Here is a 17,040-nt window from a genome sequence, read left to right on the forward strand (position 1 = left end):
ACTCCTTGATCAACGGGGTGGAGGGAGGGGGCCGGAGGTCAGCGGGGGCGGTGGAGGGCCTTCAGGAGGGGGGTCACGCGGGAGCGCAGGCTGGCCAGGCCGCCGGGGAAGAAGTAGACGGCCAGGATGAACACCGTGCCCAGGACGAACAGCGGCTGGCTCAGCGGGTGACTGAGGAACGCGGGCAGGCTGTTCACCGCGTCGCTGCTGCCGAACGCGGTGAGCCGGTGGTCCAGGTACATGTACAGGACGCCGCCCAGCACCGGCCCCCACCGCGTACCGGGGCCGCCGAGCACCACCATGACCAGCAGCGACAGCGTCAGCTCCGACGAGGTGATGTGCGGGCTGGCGCCGCCGACGATCAGCACGTAGACCACCCCACCGGCCGACGCGAGCCCACCGGCGAGCGTGAACGCGACGAGCTTGAACCGGTACGGGTCGAGCCCGAGCACGCCGATCCGCCGCTCGTCGTCGCGCAGCCCAGCCAGCACCCGTCCGGTCGGCGAGGCGCTGACCCGGTGCACGACCAGGACCACTATGGCCAGGTACGCCAGCGCCAGCCAGTACAGGTTCACCGTGTTGGTGACCCCCACCAAGGCAGCCGGCAGCCCCGACACGTCCAGCGGCAGGCCCTCCTCGCCACCGGTGAGGCCGCCGAAGTCGCGGGCCACCAGGATCGCCCCGACCTGCGCGAACGCCAGCGTCACCATGGCGAACGCGATGCCGACGGTGCGCAGCGCCACCGCGCCGAGCAGCGCGGCGAGCGTGGTCCCGCCGATCACCGTGAGCACGGCGGCCTGCCACAGCGGCAGCCCGGCCTTGGTGACCAGGATGTCGGTGCCGTACACCCCGGCGGCGAAGTAGAGGGCGTGGCCGAAGGAGAGCATTCCGGTCCGCCCGAACAGCAGGTCGTATCCGGCCGCGAGCCCGCCGAACACCAGGCAGATGGCGAGCAGTTGCAGCGTGCCCGGCGAGTTCAGCGGCCCCTCGAAGATCCCGGGCAGGTTCAGCGTCGAGTACGGCAGGATCGCCGCCACCACCAGGGCCACCAACGGCAGGTACGGACGCAGGCCGTGCCAGCGGGAACGCCCGGGGGTCAGTTCGTCGGGCACCTGCGCCGGAGGCGCGTCGACCACCGAGTTGGTCATGCGTGAGCCACCTTTCCGGCCAGGCCCTGCGGACGCAGCAGCAGCACCACGGCGAGCAGACCGACCACGCACAGGTCGCCCAGCCCGGACGTGCCGTAGTAGTTGACGAACTGTTGCAGCAGCCCCACCGCGACCGCCGCGTACGCGGACCCGACCACCGAGCCCATCCCGCCGATCACCACCACGATGAACGCGAAGATCAGCAGTGAGCCGCCCTGCCCCGGCGAGACGGTGCCGAAGTAGACGCCGCCGAGCGCGCCGGCCAGCGCGGCGGCGGCCCCGCCGATCGCGAAGACCAGCGTGAACGCCTTGCGCACGTCGATGCCGAGCGCCGTCACCATCTCCCGGTTCTCCACGCCGGCCCGGATGATCAGGCCGTACCGGGTCCAGCGCAGGAACGCCAGCAACGCGCCGAGCACCACAGCGGCGGCGACGATCAGCAGCAGCCCGGCGTTCGGCACCTGCGCGCCGAGCACCGACGTCACGTTCCGGCTCCACTCCGGGCGCGGGAACGGTCGCGGGTCGGCGCCCCAGGTGGCCTGGAGCAGCGCCACCCCGGCGAGCGACAGGCCGACGGTGACGAGCACCTGCTCGATGGTGCGGGAGTAGAGCGGCCGGATCAGCACCAGCTCCACCAGCACGGCGACGAGCGAACCGGCCAGCACGCCGAAGACGACGGCGAGCACGAAGCCGAACCCGTCCGGCCCGGCGCCGGGCAGGTTGCCCGAGGCCCACCACGTCGCGTACGCGCCCACGCCGAGGAACAGCCCGTGCGCGAAGTTGAGCACGTCGGCGAGGCCGAACACCAGGGACAGCCCGGAGGCGACGAGGAAGTAGAGCGCCGCCAGGCCCAGCCCAGTCAGCGTCAGCAGGACCACGGTGTTCACGCGTGCACCTCCCCGGAGCCAGAACCCACACCGAGCAACGACTTCGTCAACGCGGTCTCCAGCAGCAACTCCTGGGCGTCACCGGTCCAGGCGACCTTGCCGGCGGAGAGCACCACCGCGTCGGTCGCCAGCCGCCGTACCACCGCCAGGTTCTGCTCGACCAGCAGCACCGGCACGGATTCCGCGACCCGTTCCAGCACCTCGGCCACTTCGGTCACCACCTTCGGCGCCAGCCCTTTCGTCGGCTCGTCGACGAGCAGCAGCCGGTTGTCGTTGAGCAGCACCCGGCCGATCGCGAGCATCTGCTGCTGCCCGCCGGACAGCGAGCCGGCCCGTTGCCGTCCGCGCCGCTCCAGCTCCGGGAAGAGCGAGAAGACCTTGTCGTACGCGGGCGTGACGCCGCGCCGTTCGGCCAGCCGCAGGTTCTCCGCGACGGTGAGCCCGGCGAAGACGCAGCGGTCCTCCGGCACGTAGCCGAGACCGTCACGGACCAGCCGGTGGGTGGGGCGGGCGAGCAGGCTGCGCGCCCCCATGCGTACGCTGCCGCGCACCTCGCCGCCGCGCGGCGTCAGCCCGACGATCGCGCGCAGCGTGGTGGTCTTGCCGACGCCGTTGCGCCCGAGCAGCACCGTCACGCCGGTCGGCGCGACCTCGAACGACACGCCCTGGAGGATGTGCAGTCCGGCGATCCGCACGGACAGGTCCGCCACGGACAGGACAGGTTCGGTCATCAGAGCGCCTCCCCCAGGTACGCCTCCTGCACTGTGGCGTTCGCCATCACCGTCTCCGGGGTGTCGCACGCCAGCAGCGCGCCGTGGTGCATCACGGCGATCCGGTCGGCCAGTTCCAGGATCACGTCCATGTGGTGTTCCACCATGAGCACCGCCCGGCCGCTGTCCCCGGTCAGCGACTTGATCACGCTGACCAGCTCGGGCACGTCCTCGGCGCTCACCCCGGCCATCGGCTCGTCGAGCAGCATCACCCGGGGTTCACCGGCGAGCAGCAGCGCGATCTCCAGCTTGCGCTTCTCGCCGTGGGCCAGGGTGCCGGCGAGCGCCGTACCCCTGTAATGCAGGCCGACCCGGTCGAGCGCCGCGTCGGCGGCGGCGGCCACCTCCCGGTCGGCCGCCGCCCGCCGCCACAGCTTCATCGAGCCACCCCGGTGTGCCTGTACGGCGAGCCGGACGTTCTCCCGCACGCTGAGCGAGCCGAAGACCGAGGACGCCTGGAAGGTACGCCCCAGTCCGAGCCGGGCACGCCGGTGCGGCGCAAGCGCGGTGATGTCCGCGCCGTCCAGCAGGACCGTGCCCTCGGTGGGCCGGCGCAGGCCGGTGATCAGGTTGAACAGGGAGGTCTTGCCGGCGCCGTTGGGCCCGATCACGCCGAGGAACTCCCCCGGCGCCAGATCGAGGTAGACGGAGTCGACGATGGCGACCTCACCGATCCGCCAGGTCAGACCGCGGGTGGCGAGCATCGGTCAGCCCTTCATCTGCGCGACCGGCGGCGCGCTCTCGTCACCGGTGAGCGACTTCTGCGCGGTCGCCGTGAAGGTGGTGCCGCTGCCGGAGAGCTTCGCCTGGTACATCGGCTGGAGCAGGGCGTGGTCCTCGGCGCGGATCTTCATGGTGCCCTTGACGCCCTCGAACTCCCAGCCCTCCAGCGCCTTCACCATCTTCTCCACGTCGTCGCCGCCTTCCTGCACGGCCCGGACGACCATCTGCGCGGCGGCGAACCCGTCCGGGTGGAACAGGTCGAGCGTGCCGCCCGGCACCTTCGCCTTCGCGGCCTTGGCGGCCTCGGTGTCGCTCGCGCCGTCGAAGTAGTGCGACAGGAACGAGATCTTGCTGCCGGCCGCGCCGAACGTCGGCCACGAGGCGCGGATGTCCAGACCGGTGACGACGGTGGTGGAGGCGAGGACGCCCTGCTGGTCGAGCGTCTGCCACATGGCGCCCGCGGTGGTGCCGGCCCAGGCGACGAAGAGCAGGTCCGGCTTGGCGGCCTTGATCTGGCTGGCGAACGGCGTGAACTCGGTGGCGCTGGCCGGGGCCCGGACGCTGCTCACGTTCGCGCCCGCGCCGCCGATGACGGCCTTGACGGCGGCCTCGTTGGCGTCGCCGAACGCGCCGTCCTGCGCGAACACCACGACCTTCTTGCCGCCCGCGTCGCCGATGAACGAACGGGCGGTCACCACGTCCTGCCACGACTGCCGGCCGGAACGGAACGTGTACTTGTTCGCGCCGGTCACCGCGTCCGTCGCGGCCGGGCCGGAGATGAACAGCACCTTGTTCTGCGCGGCGATCGGCGCGACCTGGAGCGCCACCCCGGAGGAGGTGGACCCGGCGATGATCTTCGTACCCTTGCCGATCAGGTCCTTCGCGGCGGACACGGCCTTGGCCGGGTCGCCCGCGTCGTCGGCCTCGGTCACCTCGATCGTGCGGTCACCGACCTTGCCGGTGCCCTTGGTGGCGAAGTCGAGGCCGGCCTTGAAGCCCTCGATGTACTGCTTGCCGTAGCTGGCGAGCGGGCCGGACTGGGAGTAGACCAGACCGACCTTGACCGGGGCGGCGGCGTCGCCGCCGCCGGATGCGGTGTCCTGCGGGCTGCCACAGGCCGTGGCGGCCAGAGCGACCGCCACCGAGGTGGCGGCGGTAAGGAACACCCGTCGCGTGTGCCGGATCGTCATTGCGACTCCAGGTGAGGACAGGGGGAATGTCAGTTGTCGGCTCACGCTAGAAGTGACGTCACCCACGGGCTATGTGGTCGGCGCACACAAGTGCCCGGGACAGGGTGGCCGCTCGTTACAACGCCGGACATCGGCACGTAACCGCGCCGACCCGGGATGGCCGCACCCACCACGCGCACCTCGCCGGCAATGTCGTCCCACGCCATCGCGCGCCGGTCAACGCCCGCCGCATTCCCCGTCGTGGTCGGCCGCCCGTGCGCATCGCCGGCCACCGTCGCGCGGCCGGTCGCACCAGACCCAGTGGCGTACCGACTGCTCGTCCTCCCGCGACACGGTCGTCCCGGCGCGCTCCACGTCGGCCAGGAACCCGAGCGCCCGGCAGATGGCCCGCGCGAACCCGCGCGCGCCGTCGAGGTCGGCCGCGAGAACCGGCAGGTGTACGACGAACCGCTCCCGGCTCACCGCTGCGCGCCCGGCGTGAACCGGGACTGCCAGCTCTTGAGCGCCGCCTTGATGCGGGTGTTCTCCTCGGCGTACCGGGACGCGTCGCGCCGGGCCAGCGCCAGGTCACCGGCCACCCGGTAGAGGAAGGCGTGCACCTCCGCCGGGTCGAGTCCGTGCCGCACGGTGCGGAACTTCCGCTCGCGGATCTGCCCGACGCTCAGCGGCCGGCACGACTCCGAGCGGTACCAGCCCTGGTTCGGCGGCCTCCGGGTCCGGTTACGCCGCGCCGACTTGAACAGGTTGAGCACGTTTCGCACGCCGATCCTCCTCACCGAGCCGTGGAGGCGGCCCACCCGCAGACAGGGGACACGGGCGGGCCGCCGACCCCGAGACCGCAGCCCGTTCGGCGGTACGGCCCCGGAGCCCAATCCGGGTCCGACTCCCGAGGTTTGCCGAACCAACCGGAGCCGGACGCGGGTCAGCCTACCCAAAATACCTGTGTAGGTCGAGCGTCCACATCGGGCTTTCTGCTTGTTGCAGTTACTGGTGTAGGCCCGGCATGATCGGAGGTGCCGAACCGACCGGAGTCCTCACCATGCCTACAGCCGAAGCGCCGTATCGTCAGATCGCCAACGAACTCGCCGCAAAGATCAAGAGTGGCGAGTTGAAGCCCGGCGACAAGTTGCCCTCGACCCGTGAACTCGCCGAAGCCTACGGCGTCCACATGAACACGGCGTCCCGCGCTCTCTCACTGCTGCACGATCGCGAGCTGATCACCGGCCAGCCCGGCCGAGGCACCTACGTAGCCGAACCGCCGGCCTGATCAACTCCACTACGCCGAGGTGGCGGCATCATCCCGCCCCGCCCCGCCGATCTTGGAGTTGTGGCGCCTCAGATGCCCGGTTCGCGGCTTACGCGAGGCACCACAAGTCCAAGATCGGTGGGGAGGCCCGAGATCTTGGTACGGGATGGCCCCTCGGGGGGCCGTTTCGTACCAAGATCTCGGGCGCGGGCGAGCGCGACGGACCCCGGGCACGCTAACGGGGTGCCCGCCGCTGCGGCGGGCACCCCGTGAACAGGAGCAGGGGTCAGCGGCCGGCTCGGGCGGCCACCGCCGTGTCGGGATGGTCGCTGAACACGCCGTCCAGGCCCAGGTCGAAGAACAGCTCGTACTCGGACGTGATGTCACCACGCGCGTTCGGGTCGGCACCGATGCGGAAGTCCACCGGCAGGAACTGGTTCTCGGCCCGGAACGTCCACGCGTGCACCACCAGCTTCTGCCGGTGCGCGTCACGGATCACCGAGGTCGGCGCGAGCAGCCGGCCGGCCGAGTCGCGGGGCACGATCAGATTCTTGTTCAGGCCGACGCCGTCGGCGTACCGGGAGATCCAGGCCAGTCCGGCGGGCGTGGCCAGGTCCGCGTAGGTCCGCTTGTCGCCGCCCGCGACGAAGTCGTAGGGCGCGCCGCTGGCGTCCATGAGCTGCACCAGCCGCACGTCGATCATCTTGTCGAGTTTGCGCAGGTTGGCGGTCTCGAAGCTCTGCACGAACACCGGGTCGGCGCGGTGGGTGAGCCGGTTGCGGCGCAGCACCGCCACCAGCGGCTCCTCCAGCGGGCGGCCGATCGAGGCGAAGTAGGTGGGGTGCTTGGTCTCCGGGTAGACGCCGATGGTCCGGCCGCGGGCCTTCGACTCGGCCCGCGCCAGGTCGATGACCTCCTGGAACGTCGGGATCTCGAACCTGCCGTCGAACGCGGTGTTCGCGACGCGCACCTGCGGCAGCCGCTCCTTGGCCCGCAGCGTCTTCAGCTCGGCCAGCGTGAAGTCCTCGGTGAACCAGCCGGTGACTGTCACCCCGTCGATGGTCTTCGTGGCCTTGCGGGCGGCGAACTCGGGGCGGGCGGCCACGTCTGTCGTACCGGAGATCTCGTTCTCGTGCCGCGCGACCAGGACGCCGTCCCTGGTCGCGACCAGGTCCGGTTCGATGAAGTCGGCGCCCTGCCGGATGGCGAGCCGGTAGGCCTCCAGGGTGTGCTCCGGGCGGTAGCCGCTCGCGCCGCGGTGGCCGATCACGATCGGCCGCTGGGTCGCGCGGGCCTGCTCGGCGGCGCGGTGGTCCGGGCCGGCCTGGGCGGCCACGGCCGGCACCACCACAGCCGCCGCGAGCAGCGCGCCGGCCACGCCGAGGGCGGAAAGGGTACGTCGCAACGCCGTCTCCTGTCGTCGATGGGTACGCACAGCAGACCGGGCGCGGTTGACCGCCAGTTGGTCGGTTCCTGACCTGCCGGTGAATCTCCGGACGGAAGATGACGGGATGCGCCGCCTGCTCCGGAAGCCCGTACGGCTGGTGCCGTTGGGGTTCCTGGCGGTGATCCTGGTCGGCACCGGTCTGCTCATGCTGCCCTGGGCCACCAGCGAGGAGCGCTACACCCCGTTCGTCACCGCGCTGTTCACGTCCACGTCGGCGGTGTCGGTGACCGGGATGGCGGTGACCGACACGCCGAACTACTGGAACGGCTTCGGGCTCGTGATGATCACCGTGCTGACGCAGCTCGGCGGCCTGGGCATCCTGACCGGGGCGTCGCTGGTGATCCTGGCGGTCTCCCGCCAGCTCGGCCTGCGCAACCGGCTGCTCGTGCAGGCGGAGACCGCCGAGTTCGGCCTCGGCGACGTACGCCGGCTGCTGTTGCGCATCGCGGCGACCGTCTTCGTCACCGAGGCCCTGATGACGGCGGTGGTCGCCGCGCGCCTGTTCCTGGCCTACGACTACCGGCCGGGCCGGGCGCTCTGGTCGGCGGTGTTCCACTCGGTGCAGGCGTTCAACAACGGCGGGTTCGCGCTCTACTCGGACGGTCTGATCGCGTTCTCCCGCGACGGCTGGGTGGCGCTGCCGCTCAGCATCGGCGCGATCATCGGCGGGCTGGGTTTTCCGGCGCTGTTCGAGGCGGTACGCGAGTGGCGGCAGCCGGCGCGCTGGGCGGTCGCCACGAAGCTGACCGTCTGGGGCAGCGTGGTGCTGACCGTCTTCGGCGTCGCCTACCTGCTGATGGCCGAGTGGGGCAACCCGTTCACGATCGGCACCTTCGACGTGCCGGGCAAGCTGCTGGCGTCGTTCACCCAGATCGCGTTGAGCCGTACCGGCGGCTTCGACGTCATAAACGTCGGGCGGCTCACCGACGAGAGCTACCCCATGCTGATCGGCCTGATGTTCATCGGCGGCGGCAGCGCCAGCACCGCGGGCGGCATCAAGGTCTCCACGTTCTTCCTGCTCGGCTTCGCCATCTGGGCCGAGTTGCGGGGCGAGCCGGACACCACTGTCGGGCGCCGCCGGGTGGCGGCGGCCAGCCAGCGGCAGGCGCTGACCGTGGCGCTGCTGAGCGTGGCGCTCGTGGCGGGCGGGACGGTCGGCCTGATCGGTTTGACCTCGCACGTGTCGTTCTCGGCCGCGTTGTTCGAGGTCACCTCCGCGTTCAGCACCACCGGCCTGACCGTCGGGGTGTCCGGGCAGCTCTCCCCACCCGGTCAGTACGTGCTGATCGCGCTCATGTACATCGGCCGGGTCGGGCCGCTCACGCTCGGCTCGGCCATCGCGTTGAACACCCGTCGACGGCTGTACCGCTACCCGGAGGAGCAACCCATTGTCGGCTAGACGCCCGGAGGAGACCGGCATCGCGGTGATCGGCCTGGGCCGGTTCGGCTCGCGCCTCGCGGACTCGCTGTCCCGCCTCGGTTACGAGGTGCTGGCGATCGACCACGACCCGGCGCGGGTCCAGCACTGGTCGGCCGACCTCGACCGGGTGGTGCAGGCGGACACCACCGAGGAGGTGGTGCTGCGCCAGCTCGGGCTGGCGGACTTCCGCCGGGTGGTGGTCGCGATCGGGGCGTCGCTGGAGGCGAGCGTGCTCACCGTACTGGCCCTGGCCGAGCTGGGGATCGAGCAGATCTGGGCGCGGGCCACCTCGGAGAAGCACGCCAAGATCCTGCACTCGGTCGGCGCGCACCACGTGGTCTTCCCCGAGGCGGAGACCGGTGAGCGGGTGGCGCATCTGATCGTCAGCCGGATGCTCGACTTCATCGAGTTCGACGACGACTTCGCCATCGCCAAGGTCAAGGTCCCGGCGCCGCTGGTCGGGCGGTCGCTGCGCGACATCGCGCCGCAGGACCGGTACGGCGTGATGGTGGTGGGTGAGAAGCAGGCCGGGGAACGGTTCCGGTACGTCGGACCGGACACGGTGCTGGAGGCGGACAGCGTGCTCATCGTGGAGGGCGGCATCACCCAGGTGCAACGCTTCTCCGCGCTGGCCTGACCGTCAGTCCTTCTTCGGGCCCTTGCCCTTGCCCTTGCCCGGCCCACCCCCCTTCGACTGGTCTACTGTGCTTTTCCCTTGGGGCCCTCCTTGCCCTTGCCGGGCTTCGGTGCGGCCTTGGGCTTCGCCGGTTTGGGCTTCGCCGGCCCGCTCTTGGTGGTGGTCTTCGCGGTGGTCTTGGTGGGCGACTTGACCGGCGTCTTCACCGGCGGCGCGGTGGTGGGCGCCGAGCCGGCGATCCCGGACACCTGCACGCCGCAACTCTTGCCGCCGACGGTGAACTCCACCGGCAGCGTGTTGCTCCCGGTGTAGCGGCCGGCCAGCGTGAGCTTCGCCGAGGCGCCGGGCGCCAGCGCCGGGGTCGCGGTGGGCGCGGGAATCGACACGGTACGCCCCTCCTGCCGGGCCGGCGGCTGGGCCGTGGTGACCGTCTGCTTGCCGGGGAACGTGAAGTTCATGGTCCAGCCGCGCAGTTCCCGGTCACCGGTGTTGGTGAGCGTCAACTCGGCGGAGAAGTCCTTGCCGGTGTCGCGGCGCAGCGAGTAGTCGACGGCGCAGGGCGTCGGCTCGGGCAGGCTCATCCGCGCCTCGGTCGGCTCGACACCGCCGCTGGCCGGGCTCCGCGACGTCAGTCCCCACATCGTGGCGGTCACCGCGATCAGGCCGACGGCGGCGACACCGGCCTCCACCTTGCGCCGCCGCGCCACCGCCCGCCGCGTGCGGGTACGCACCGCCGAGAACGGCAACGCGTCGGTCTCCGCCGACCACGGCAGGATCGTGGTGCCCGCGTTCTCGGCGAGCGCCGGGTCCATCCGGCCGAACGCCGGTGACACCGGCACGATCGCCGCGATACCGGCCGCCTCGGCGAGCGTACGGGCCACCTCGGCGGTCGCCGGGCGGTCCTCGGGGCGCTTGGCCAGGCACCGCTGCACCAGCGCGGCGACCGGCTCGGGCAGGCCCGGCACCGGCGGCATCGGGTCCGGGTCGCGGTACATGTGCGCGCGCAGCATCTCGGTGGTGGTGCTGGCCTGCCACGGCAGACGGCCGGTGAGCATCCGGTACAGCAGCAGCCCGACCGCGTACACGTCGGTGGCGGGCGAGACGTGGCCGTTGTCCAGCCGTTCCGGCGCGAGGTAGGCCGGCGTGCCGAGCAGCGCGCCGTCCGGCCCCTTGTCGCTCTCCCCCACCAGCGCCGAGATGCCGAAGTCGACGACCTTCACGCCGGTCGGGGTCAGCATGACGTTGCCCGGGGTCACGTCCCGGTGCACCACGCCACGGGCGTGCGCGGCGGCGAGCGCCGAGGCGACCTCCGCGCCGATGGTCATGGCCTCCCGCCACGGAAGCTGCCCGTCGCGGCCGAGCCGCCCGCTGAGCGGACCGCCGTCGACAAGCTCCATGACCACGTACGGCACGGTCAGGCCGACCTGGACCGACTCGCCGTAGTCGTACACGTTTGTGATGTTGGGGTGGCACAGCCGCGCGGCGGCCTGCGCCTCCACCCGGATCCGGTGCCGGAACGCCTTGTCGCTGGCCAGCCGCGAGGCCAGCACCTTGACCGCCACCTGGCGGCCCAGCACCTCGTCGTAGCCGCGCCAGACGACCGACATGCCGCCCGCACCCAACTGCTCGACGAGCCGATAGCGCTCGCCGAGCAGTTGCACGCCGTTCCTGACCGGTCCACCCATGGTCGGTCCTGTTGCCCGAAGTGGGCCCCGGTACACCTCAGCGGTCGGAATCGGTCAGGAAAGTCACCCGTTCAGGCGGTCGCGAGGAGTTGGTCCACCGGCGCGTAGTCGTCGGTGAGCACCATCGCGTCGCCCACCCATTCGGTCACCGCCGCCTCGTCCATCAGCTCGGCCCGCTCCGGCAGCAGCTTCAGACCGGGCGGGATCGCGGCGAGCGGCAGCGGCGCGTCCGAGGCGACGATCACGAAGTTGGCGCCCTGCTCCCCGTCGATCGCGCCGGGCGGCGCGATCAGCGCGACGTGCGCGAACTCGGCCTTCACCGTGGCCAGCTCGGCCCGGATGAACCGGCCCGGCGGGTAGTCGATGACGTTCTGCACGTAGATCCCGTCCGGGCGCAGCACCCGCCGGATGTCGGCGGCCATCTCCCGGGTCGCCAGGTGCCACGGCACCACCAGGTGCCCGAACGCGTCGCCGACGATGAAGTCGCGGCTGTCGGTCGGCTCGCCGCGCAGCAGCACCCGCGCGTCGCCCACCTCGGCGCGCATCTTCGGGCCGGTGCGCAGGCCCAGCTCCCGCCGGTCCAGCTCGACCAGCCCGCCGTCCAGCTCGAACACCAGGTTGTCGGTGCCGGGCCGGGTCGCGGCCAGGTAGTTCGGCACGGTGAAGCCGCCGCCGCCCAGGTGCAGCGCGTCCATCGGCTGCTTCGCCGGCCGCGCCACGTCCGCGACCAGGCCGATCCACTGCGTGTACGCGTACTTCAGGTGGTTCGGCTCGTTCAGGTCGACGTAGGAGTGCTCGGCCGAGTTGAGGTAGAGCGTGCGTCCCTGCGGCCACGACGGGTCCACCTCGACCCGGGCGCAGTGGTACGCGGTCTCCACGTCGCACGGGTTCGGCGCGGCAGCGGTGAGCCCCGCCGCGGCGAGACCGAGCAACGCCAGCGCGGCCTTGACCCGGCCCGGCGTGGACGGCCCGCCGGCCCCGGCCTGCCGTCGCAGCCACACGCCGAGCCCCAGCCCGGTCACCCCGAGCGCGGCAGCGAGTCCCAGCACGATGACGGAGCTGGACAGCGCGGCCACCAGCACGAAGCCGGTGCCCAGCGTGGCGGTGATGCCGCCGAGCGTGCCGATGCTGGACAGCTTGCCCACCACCTGGCCGGTACGGCGCAGGTCGGCGAGCTGAAGCTTCACCACGAGCGGGGTGATGCCGGCCAGCAGCGCCGCCGGCAGCACCACGGTCAGCGCGGTCAGCAGGAGCACCGCGCTCGCCGCGCCACCGCGCAGCACCTCACCGGCGTACCTGACGATCGGCAGCGTGACGGCGGTGGCGATGCCGGCCAGCACCAGCGCCGGGGCGAGCAGGGTACGCGGGTCACGCCGGTCGGCGAGCCACCCGCCGAACCACGCCCCGTACGCGATCGCGGCCAGCGCCATGCCGATGACCGAGCTGGTCACCTGGAGCGTCACCCCGACGTACGGGCCGACCAGGCGCAACGAGACGGTCTCCAGCACCAGCACCGCGCCGCTGGAGAAGAAGACGAGGAACGCGGCGAGCCCGTTCGGGAGGGCCCGCGGCGGAACCGGGGCGTCGGCCGCCGGTTCCGCCATGACGTCGGACGATGTGCTGCTCACCGTGGCGATGGTACGCAGCGCCGCCGGCGGGCCGCGTCAATACATCGAGATGTGAACATGGTTTGTGTGGTCGGCAGCCGGGCTGCCGCCACCGCTGTACGCGCGCCAGCCGGTGTTCGGCATCCAGATCTGCCGATACCAGATGACGTACATGATGCCGAGCCGGTTCGCGTTGTTCTTCGCCCAGGCGGCGAGGCTGTCGCCGTACGCCTTGTCGCCGCCGGTGGCCGTCTTGTCCTCGAACCCGCCGCTGGCGGCGGAGAAGTCGCAGGCCCGGCCCTTGGGGTGCTCGCCGCCGCCACCGCTGCGGTGACACGAGGCGTAGCGCTTGTAACCGGCCGCCTTGGCCTGCTGGAGCATGTGCAGCGTGCGCGGCGTGATGCAGCCGGACGCGGGCGTCGGGTCGTCCACCGAGCACGACTCCGACGGCCACGAACCGTCCGAGTTGCGCGGCGCGGGCTTCGCCGACGAGGAGGTGCCGTTGAACCCGGACCCGGCGCCGGAGCTGACCTTCGCCAGCGCCACCTCGGCGTCCTTCTTCTTGCGGGCCTGCACCGCGACCTGCTTGGCCTGCTCGCGCACCTCGGCGTCGATGGCGAGCTTCGCCTCGGCCGCCTGCGCCTTCGCGTCGGCCAGCTCCCGCAGCCGTTTGCTGTCCCGCTGGGCCATCACGTCCAGCTCGGCGGCGCGCTTGAGGAAGTCGTTCGGGTCGGCGCTGGCCAGCAGCATCGACGTCGCGGTCAGCCGGCCCATCCGGTACGACTGCGCGGCCACCTCACCGGCCTGCGCGCTGAGCCCGACGAGGCGTACCTCGATGTCCTTGAGCTGGGTGTCGAGCGCCTTCTGCCGGCGCTTGGAGTTCTCCAGCTTGTTCTGGGCCTCGATGTGGCCCTTCGCCGCCGCCTCCAGCGCCGCCCGCAGCTGCTTGCTGCCGCCCTCGTTCGGGGCGTTCGGGCTGGGTACGGCGGCGGCCGGCCCGGCGGCCACGCCGGAGCCGAGAAGCACGGCCAGCGCGGCGAACGCGGCGAGCAGCGACCGCCGGGCGCGCCGGCCGGTAGAGCTGGTCCTGGGCACGTGTTGGTCCTTCCGTCGACCGCCGGCCCCCGTACACCGAGCGGCGTCTCCGCCGGCGCCGGTCGGCGGCCTGCTGGCGGAGACCGCCGGTCACGATACCGGAACACGCGCGACACGCCAGGCCGGAGACGGCGTACGGCGGCTGGCGTCGACGCAGCGTGCCGTGGCCGTCGCGCAGCGCCGCTCAACCACCCAGCAGGGCGGCGCTCACCTCGTCCCAGACGTCCGGGCTGGCCGCCACGAGCAGTCCCGTGCCGTCGTCGGCCGGGTGGTAGTCGGCGCCGTCGAAGCGGCGGGCCACACCGCCGGCCTCGCGCACCAGCAGGGTGCCCGGCGTGTGATCCCACGGCAAGGTGCGCCAGAACAACACGAACTGCTGCGCGCCGGTGAGGATGTCCAGGTACTCCCGGCCGGCGCAGTGCTGGCCGGGCAGCAACTCACCGATGCGGCGCCCGCCCTCCTCCACCTGGCGGCGGAAGTCCGGCGGCAGGAACTTCGTCGCCGCGGTGCCCCGCAGCGCGCCCACCCGCGGCTCCGCCGGCGGCGTCCGCAGCGTCGCTCCGTCCAACCGGGTGCCCGCGCCGAGCCGGCCCGCCGCCATCGTGCCGTCCAGCGGGTCGTACACCCAGGAAGCCACCGGTACGCCGTCCGTGAGCAGCGCCGCCATCAGCGCGAACGGCCGCCGCCCGGCGGCGAAGTTGGAGGTGCCGTCGACCGGGTCGACGAGCCATACGTCACCGCTGCCGCGCAGGTGCCGCAGCAGGTCCGGGTCCTCGGCGACGGCCTCCTCGCCGACCACCACCGAACCGGGCAGCAACTGACGCAGACCCTCGGAGATCAGCGCCTCGGCCTCCCGGTCGGCGACAGTCACCACCTCGCCGGGCGCCTTCTCGGAGATGTCGGCCTCGTCGAGCCGGCGGAACAACGGCACGACGACCTTGGCCGCCGCCTCCCGCAGCAGCGCGCCGACGTCGTCCAGCAACGGGTCAGCCACGCGGAGGCAGCTTGACCACGCTGACGAAGAACTCGTCGATCTGGCGGACCACCGAGATGAAGCGTTCGAAGTCCACCGGCTTGGTCACGTAGGCGTTGGCGTGCAACTGGTAGCTGCGCAGGATGTCCTCGTCGGCCTGCGAGGTGGTGAGCACCACGACCGGGATGCGGCGCAGTTCCCCGTCCTTCTTGATCTCCTCCAGCACCTCCCGGCCGTCGCGCCGGGGCAGGTTCAGGTCGAGCAGGATCAGGTCGGGCGTCACCGCGTCCGCGTACTGGCCCTCACGGCGCAGGTACGCGAGCGCCTCGGCGCCGTCGGAGACGACGGTGAGGCGGTTGCGGAGCTTGTGCTCCTCGAACGCCTCCTGGGTCATCAGCACGTCGCCCGGATCGTCCTCGACGAGCAGGACCTCGATCGGGCTCTTGCCGTCCGCGGGCGCGGTCATCCCACCGTCTCCTTCATGCCACCGTTTGTACCGTGTCCGTCCGCCTCCGCGGGCGGCTCTTCGCGTGCTTCGCCGTCCGGCTGACGCCCGACGGCCGCCGGGTCACCCTCGGCGGCCTCGGCCTGCTCCCCGGCCTCGGCCACCTCCGCCGCTTCCGCCGCCTTGGCGGCCTCGATGTCGGCCTCCAGCGCGGGCAGCGTGAACCGGATCGTGGTGCCCTCGTCGGCGTCGGTGTCCACCCAGACCCGGCCGCCGTGATACTCCACGATCTTCTTGACGATCGCCAGCCCGATGCCGGTGCCCGGGTACGCGTCCTTCGAGTGCAGCCGCTGGAAGATCACGAAGATCTTGTCGGCGAACTCCGGCTCGATCCCGATGCCGTTGTCCCGGCAGCTGATCTCCCACTCGCCGTCGACCAGCCGCGCCGACACGTGCACCTTCGGCGGCACATCCGGGCGGCGGAACTTCACCGAGTTGCTGACCAGGTTGACCAGCAGGTTGGTCAACAGCGGCTCCTCGCCGCGGATGGTCGGCATCTCGCCCCAGGTCAGCTCCGCGTCGGCGTACTGCACGGCCGCCTCGGTCTGCCCCGCCACGTCGCCCATCACCTTGTTCAGGTCGACCTCGGTGAAACCGGTGGTCAGCCGGCCGATCCGGGAGAACGCCAGCAGGTCGTTGATCAGCCGCTGCATGCGCTGCGCGCCGTCCACCGCGAACGCGATGTACTGGTCGGCGCGCTCGTCGAGCTGCCCGGCGTACCGCCGCTGCAGGAGCTGGCAGAAGCTGGCCACCTTGCGCAGCGGCTCCTGCAGGTCGTGCGACGCGACGTAGGCGAACTGCTCCAGGTCACGGTTGGAGCGGGTCAGCTCCTCGGCCTGCTTCTGCAACTGGCTGTTGACCCACTCGATGCGCTCCCGCGCCTCGCGTACCTCGTCCAGCTCGCGGGCGATCTTCATCCGCATCTGGTCGATGTCCTCGGCGAGGCGGCGGAACTCCGGCGGCCCGGACCCCTCGATGCGGTGCCGGTAGTCGCCGTCGGCCACCTCACGCACCTGGCCGACCAGGGCGGCCAGCGGGCGGATCAGGATCCGGTCCAGCGAGAGCAGCATGACCACGCCGGCCGTCGTGACCACCAGCGCGGCGATGATCAGCAGCACGACAAGCGTGTTGCTCGTCGCGTTGACGCGGTCGGCGGTCTCCTGCCGGACGGTGAGGATCTCGTCCTGGAGCGTGTTCACCGACGAACGGATGCCGTCGAACTGCTGCCGCGTCGCGTCGGTGATCAGCGCCTGGCCCGCCGCCGCGCCGTCCCGCTCGACCGTGCTGATCACCGGCTCGGCCACCTGGCTCCGCCACTGCGCGGTCTTCTGCTCCACCACGTCCAGCGACCGGCGCACGTCCGGGTAGTCGGCGGAGAGATCGCGGATCGAGGCGGCCAGGCTCTGCTCGCGCTTCACGCCCTCCTGGTACGGCTCCAGGTCGGTGCGGTCGCCGTTCACCGCGTACCCGCGCACCGAGGTCTCCTGGTCGAGCAGCGCGCTCATCAGCTCCTGCGCCTGCACCCGCAGCGGACCGGTCTTGAGCAGCACCGCGTCGATGTTCTGGCGGTTCTGCGCGGCGACCGCCGCCTCCGCGCCGGCCAACCCGAGCAGCAGCACAACCACCACGCCGAGCAGCGCGGCCACCCGCCGCCGCAGGGTCCACCCCTGCTGGTACGCCTTCACCGGTTCCTCCCCGTCGCCCTTC

General features: G+C 71.7%; 17 protein-coding genes. 3 read left to right on the top strand and 14 right to left on the bottom strand.

What is annotated here, in order from left to right; genetic code table 11:
• Nucleotides 1–38: 38 nt before the first annotated feature.
• The 7 genes from A4R25_RS10990 to A4R25_RS11020 all read right to left on the bottom strand — a co-directional run bounded on the left by A4R25_RS10990 (nt 39) and on the right by A4R25_RS11020 (nt 5,479).
• Complete coding sequence (locus A4R25_RS10990) at nt 39–1,148, bottom strand: branched-chain amino acid ABC transporter permease (RefSeq protein WP_043328156.1); 1,110 nt, start codon at nt 1,146–1,148, stop codon at nt 39–41.
• Complete coding sequence (locus A4R25_RS10995; protein ID WP_043328154.1) at nt 1,145–2,035, bottom strand: branched-chain amino acid ABC transporter permease; 891 nt, start codon at nt 2,033–2,035, stop codon at nt 1,145–1,147. Before A4R25_RS10995 ends, A4R25_RS10990 begins: the two co-directional genes overlap by 4 nt.
• Entirely contained in the window at nt 2,032–2,766 is a 735-nt protein-coding gene (locus A4R25_RS11000) for an ABC transporter ATP-binding protein (protein WP_064446647.1), read from the bottom strand. The genes A4R25_RS10995 and A4R25_RS11000 overlap by 4 nt, the downstream gene beginning before the upstream one ends.
• Nucleotides 2,766–3,509, bottom strand: coding sequence for an ABC transporter ATP-binding protein (locus A4R25_RS11005; RefSeq protein WP_064446648.1), 744 nt, complete (start codon nt 3,507–3,509; stop codon nt 2,766–2,768). The genes A4R25_RS11000 and A4R25_RS11005 overlap by 1 nt, the downstream gene beginning before the upstream one ends.
• 3 nt (nt 3,510–3,512) lie before the next feature.
• Entirely contained in the window at nt 3,513–4,718 is a 1,206-nt protein-coding gene (locus A4R25_RS11010; RefSeq protein WP_030502914.1) for a substrate-binding domain-containing protein, read from the bottom strand.
• A gap of 216 nt (nt 4,719–4,934) precedes the next feature.
• Nucleotides 4,935–5,180, bottom strand: coding sequence for a hypothetical protein (locus A4R25_RS11015; protein ID WP_064446649.1), 246 nt, complete (start codon nt 5,178–5,180; stop codon nt 4,935–4,937).
• Nucleotides 5,177–5,479, bottom strand: coding sequence for a DivIVA domain-containing protein (locus A4R25_RS11020; RefSeq protein ID WP_064446650.1), 303 nt, complete (start codon nt 5,477–5,479; stop codon nt 5,177–5,179). Before A4R25_RS11020 ends, A4R25_RS11015 begins: the two co-directional genes overlap by 4 nt.
• Before the next feature lie 278 nt (nt 5,480–5,757).
• Here A4R25_RS11020 and A4R25_RS11025 point away from each other — a divergent pair, with 278 nt between their 5' ends.
• Entirely contained in the window at nt 5,758–5,985 is a 228-nt protein-coding gene (locus A4R25_RS11025) for a GntR family transcriptional regulator (RefSeq protein WP_064446847.1), read from the top strand.
• A gap of 265 nt (nt 5,986–6,250) precedes the next feature.
• Here the strand turns inward: A4R25_RS11025 and A4R25_RS11030 are convergent, their stop codons facing one another.
• Nucleotides 6,251–7,369, bottom strand: a complete 1,119-nt coding sequence (locus tag A4R25_RS11030) for a glycerophosphodiester phosphodiesterase (protein WP_064446651.1) — start codon at nt 7,367–7,369, stop codon at nt 6,251–6,253.
• A gap of 106 nt (nt 7,370–7,475) precedes the next feature.
• On the opposite strand from A4R25_RS11030, the gene A4R25_RS11035 reads away from it, so the two are divergent.
• Nucleotides 7,476–8,810, top strand: coding sequence for a TrkH family potassium uptake protein (locus A4R25_RS11035; RefSeq protein ID WP_064446652.1), 1,335 nt, complete (start codon nt 7,476–7,478; stop codon nt 8,808–8,810).
• Nucleotides 8,800–9,468, top strand: coding sequence for a TrkA family potassium uptake protein (locus tag A4R25_RS11040; RefSeq protein WP_064446653.1), 669 nt, complete (start codon nt 8,800–8,802; stop codon nt 9,466–9,468). The genes A4R25_RS11035 and A4R25_RS11040 overlap by 11 nt, the downstream gene beginning before the upstream one ends.
• 62 nt (nt 9,469–9,530) lie before the next feature.
• Here the strand turns inward: A4R25_RS11040 and A4R25_RS11045 are convergent, their stop codons facing one another.
• The 6 genes from A4R25_RS11045 to A4R25_RS11070 all read right to left on the bottom strand — a co-directional run bounded on the left by A4R25_RS11045 (nt 9,531) and on the right by A4R25_RS11070 (nt 17,018).
• Nucleotides 9,531–11,153 (bottom strand): serine/threonine-protein kinase, encoded by a 1,623-nt coding sequence (locus tag A4R25_RS11045; protein ID WP_064446654.1) that lies wholly within the window; start codon nt 11,151–11,153, stop codon nt 9,531–9,533.
• Nucleotides 11,154–11,224: 71 nt separating this feature from the next.
• Complete coding sequence (locus A4R25_RS11050) at nt 11,225–12,757, bottom strand: fused MFS/spermidine synthase (RefSeq protein ID WP_176722783.1); 1,533 nt, start codon at nt 12,755–12,757, stop codon at nt 11,225–11,227.
• A 60-nt stretch (nt 12,758–12,817) separates the two neighbouring features.
• Nucleotides 12,818–13,855, bottom strand: a complete 1,038-nt coding sequence (locus A4R25_RS11055; RefSeq protein WP_064446656.1) for a hypothetical protein — start codon at nt 13,853–13,855, stop codon at nt 12,818–12,820.
• 184 nt (nt 13,856–14,039) lie between these two features.
• The gene (locus tag A4R25_RS11060) at nt 14,040–14,849 is read right to left on the bottom strand and encodes an inositol monophosphatase family protein (protein ID WP_064446657.1); all 810 of its coding nucleotides are present in this window, start codon (nt 14,847–14,849) and stop codon (nt 14,040–14,042) included.
• Complete coding sequence (locus tag A4R25_RS11065; protein ID WP_043328130.1) at nt 14,842–15,294, bottom strand: response regulator; 453 nt, start codon at nt 15,292–15,294, stop codon at nt 14,842–14,844. The genes A4R25_RS11060 and A4R25_RS11065 overlap by 8 nt, the downstream gene beginning before the upstream one ends.
• Nucleotides 15,291–17,018 carry an ATP-binding protein gene (locus A4R25_RS11070; protein WP_064446848.1) on the bottom strand — a complete coding sequence of 576 codons (1,728 nt, stop codon included), beginning with the start codon at nt 17,016–17,018 and terminating at the stop codon, nt 15,291–15,293. Before A4R25_RS11070 ends, A4R25_RS11065 begins: the two co-directional genes overlap by 4 nt.
• Between the last annotated feature and the right edge of the window lie 22 nt (nt 17,019–17,040).

The sequence above is a fragment of the Micromonospora sp. NBRC 110037 genome, assembly GCF_001652995.1.
GTDB lineage: Bacteria > Actinomycetota > Actinomycetes > Mycobacteriales > Micromonosporaceae > Micromonospora > Micromonospora chalcea.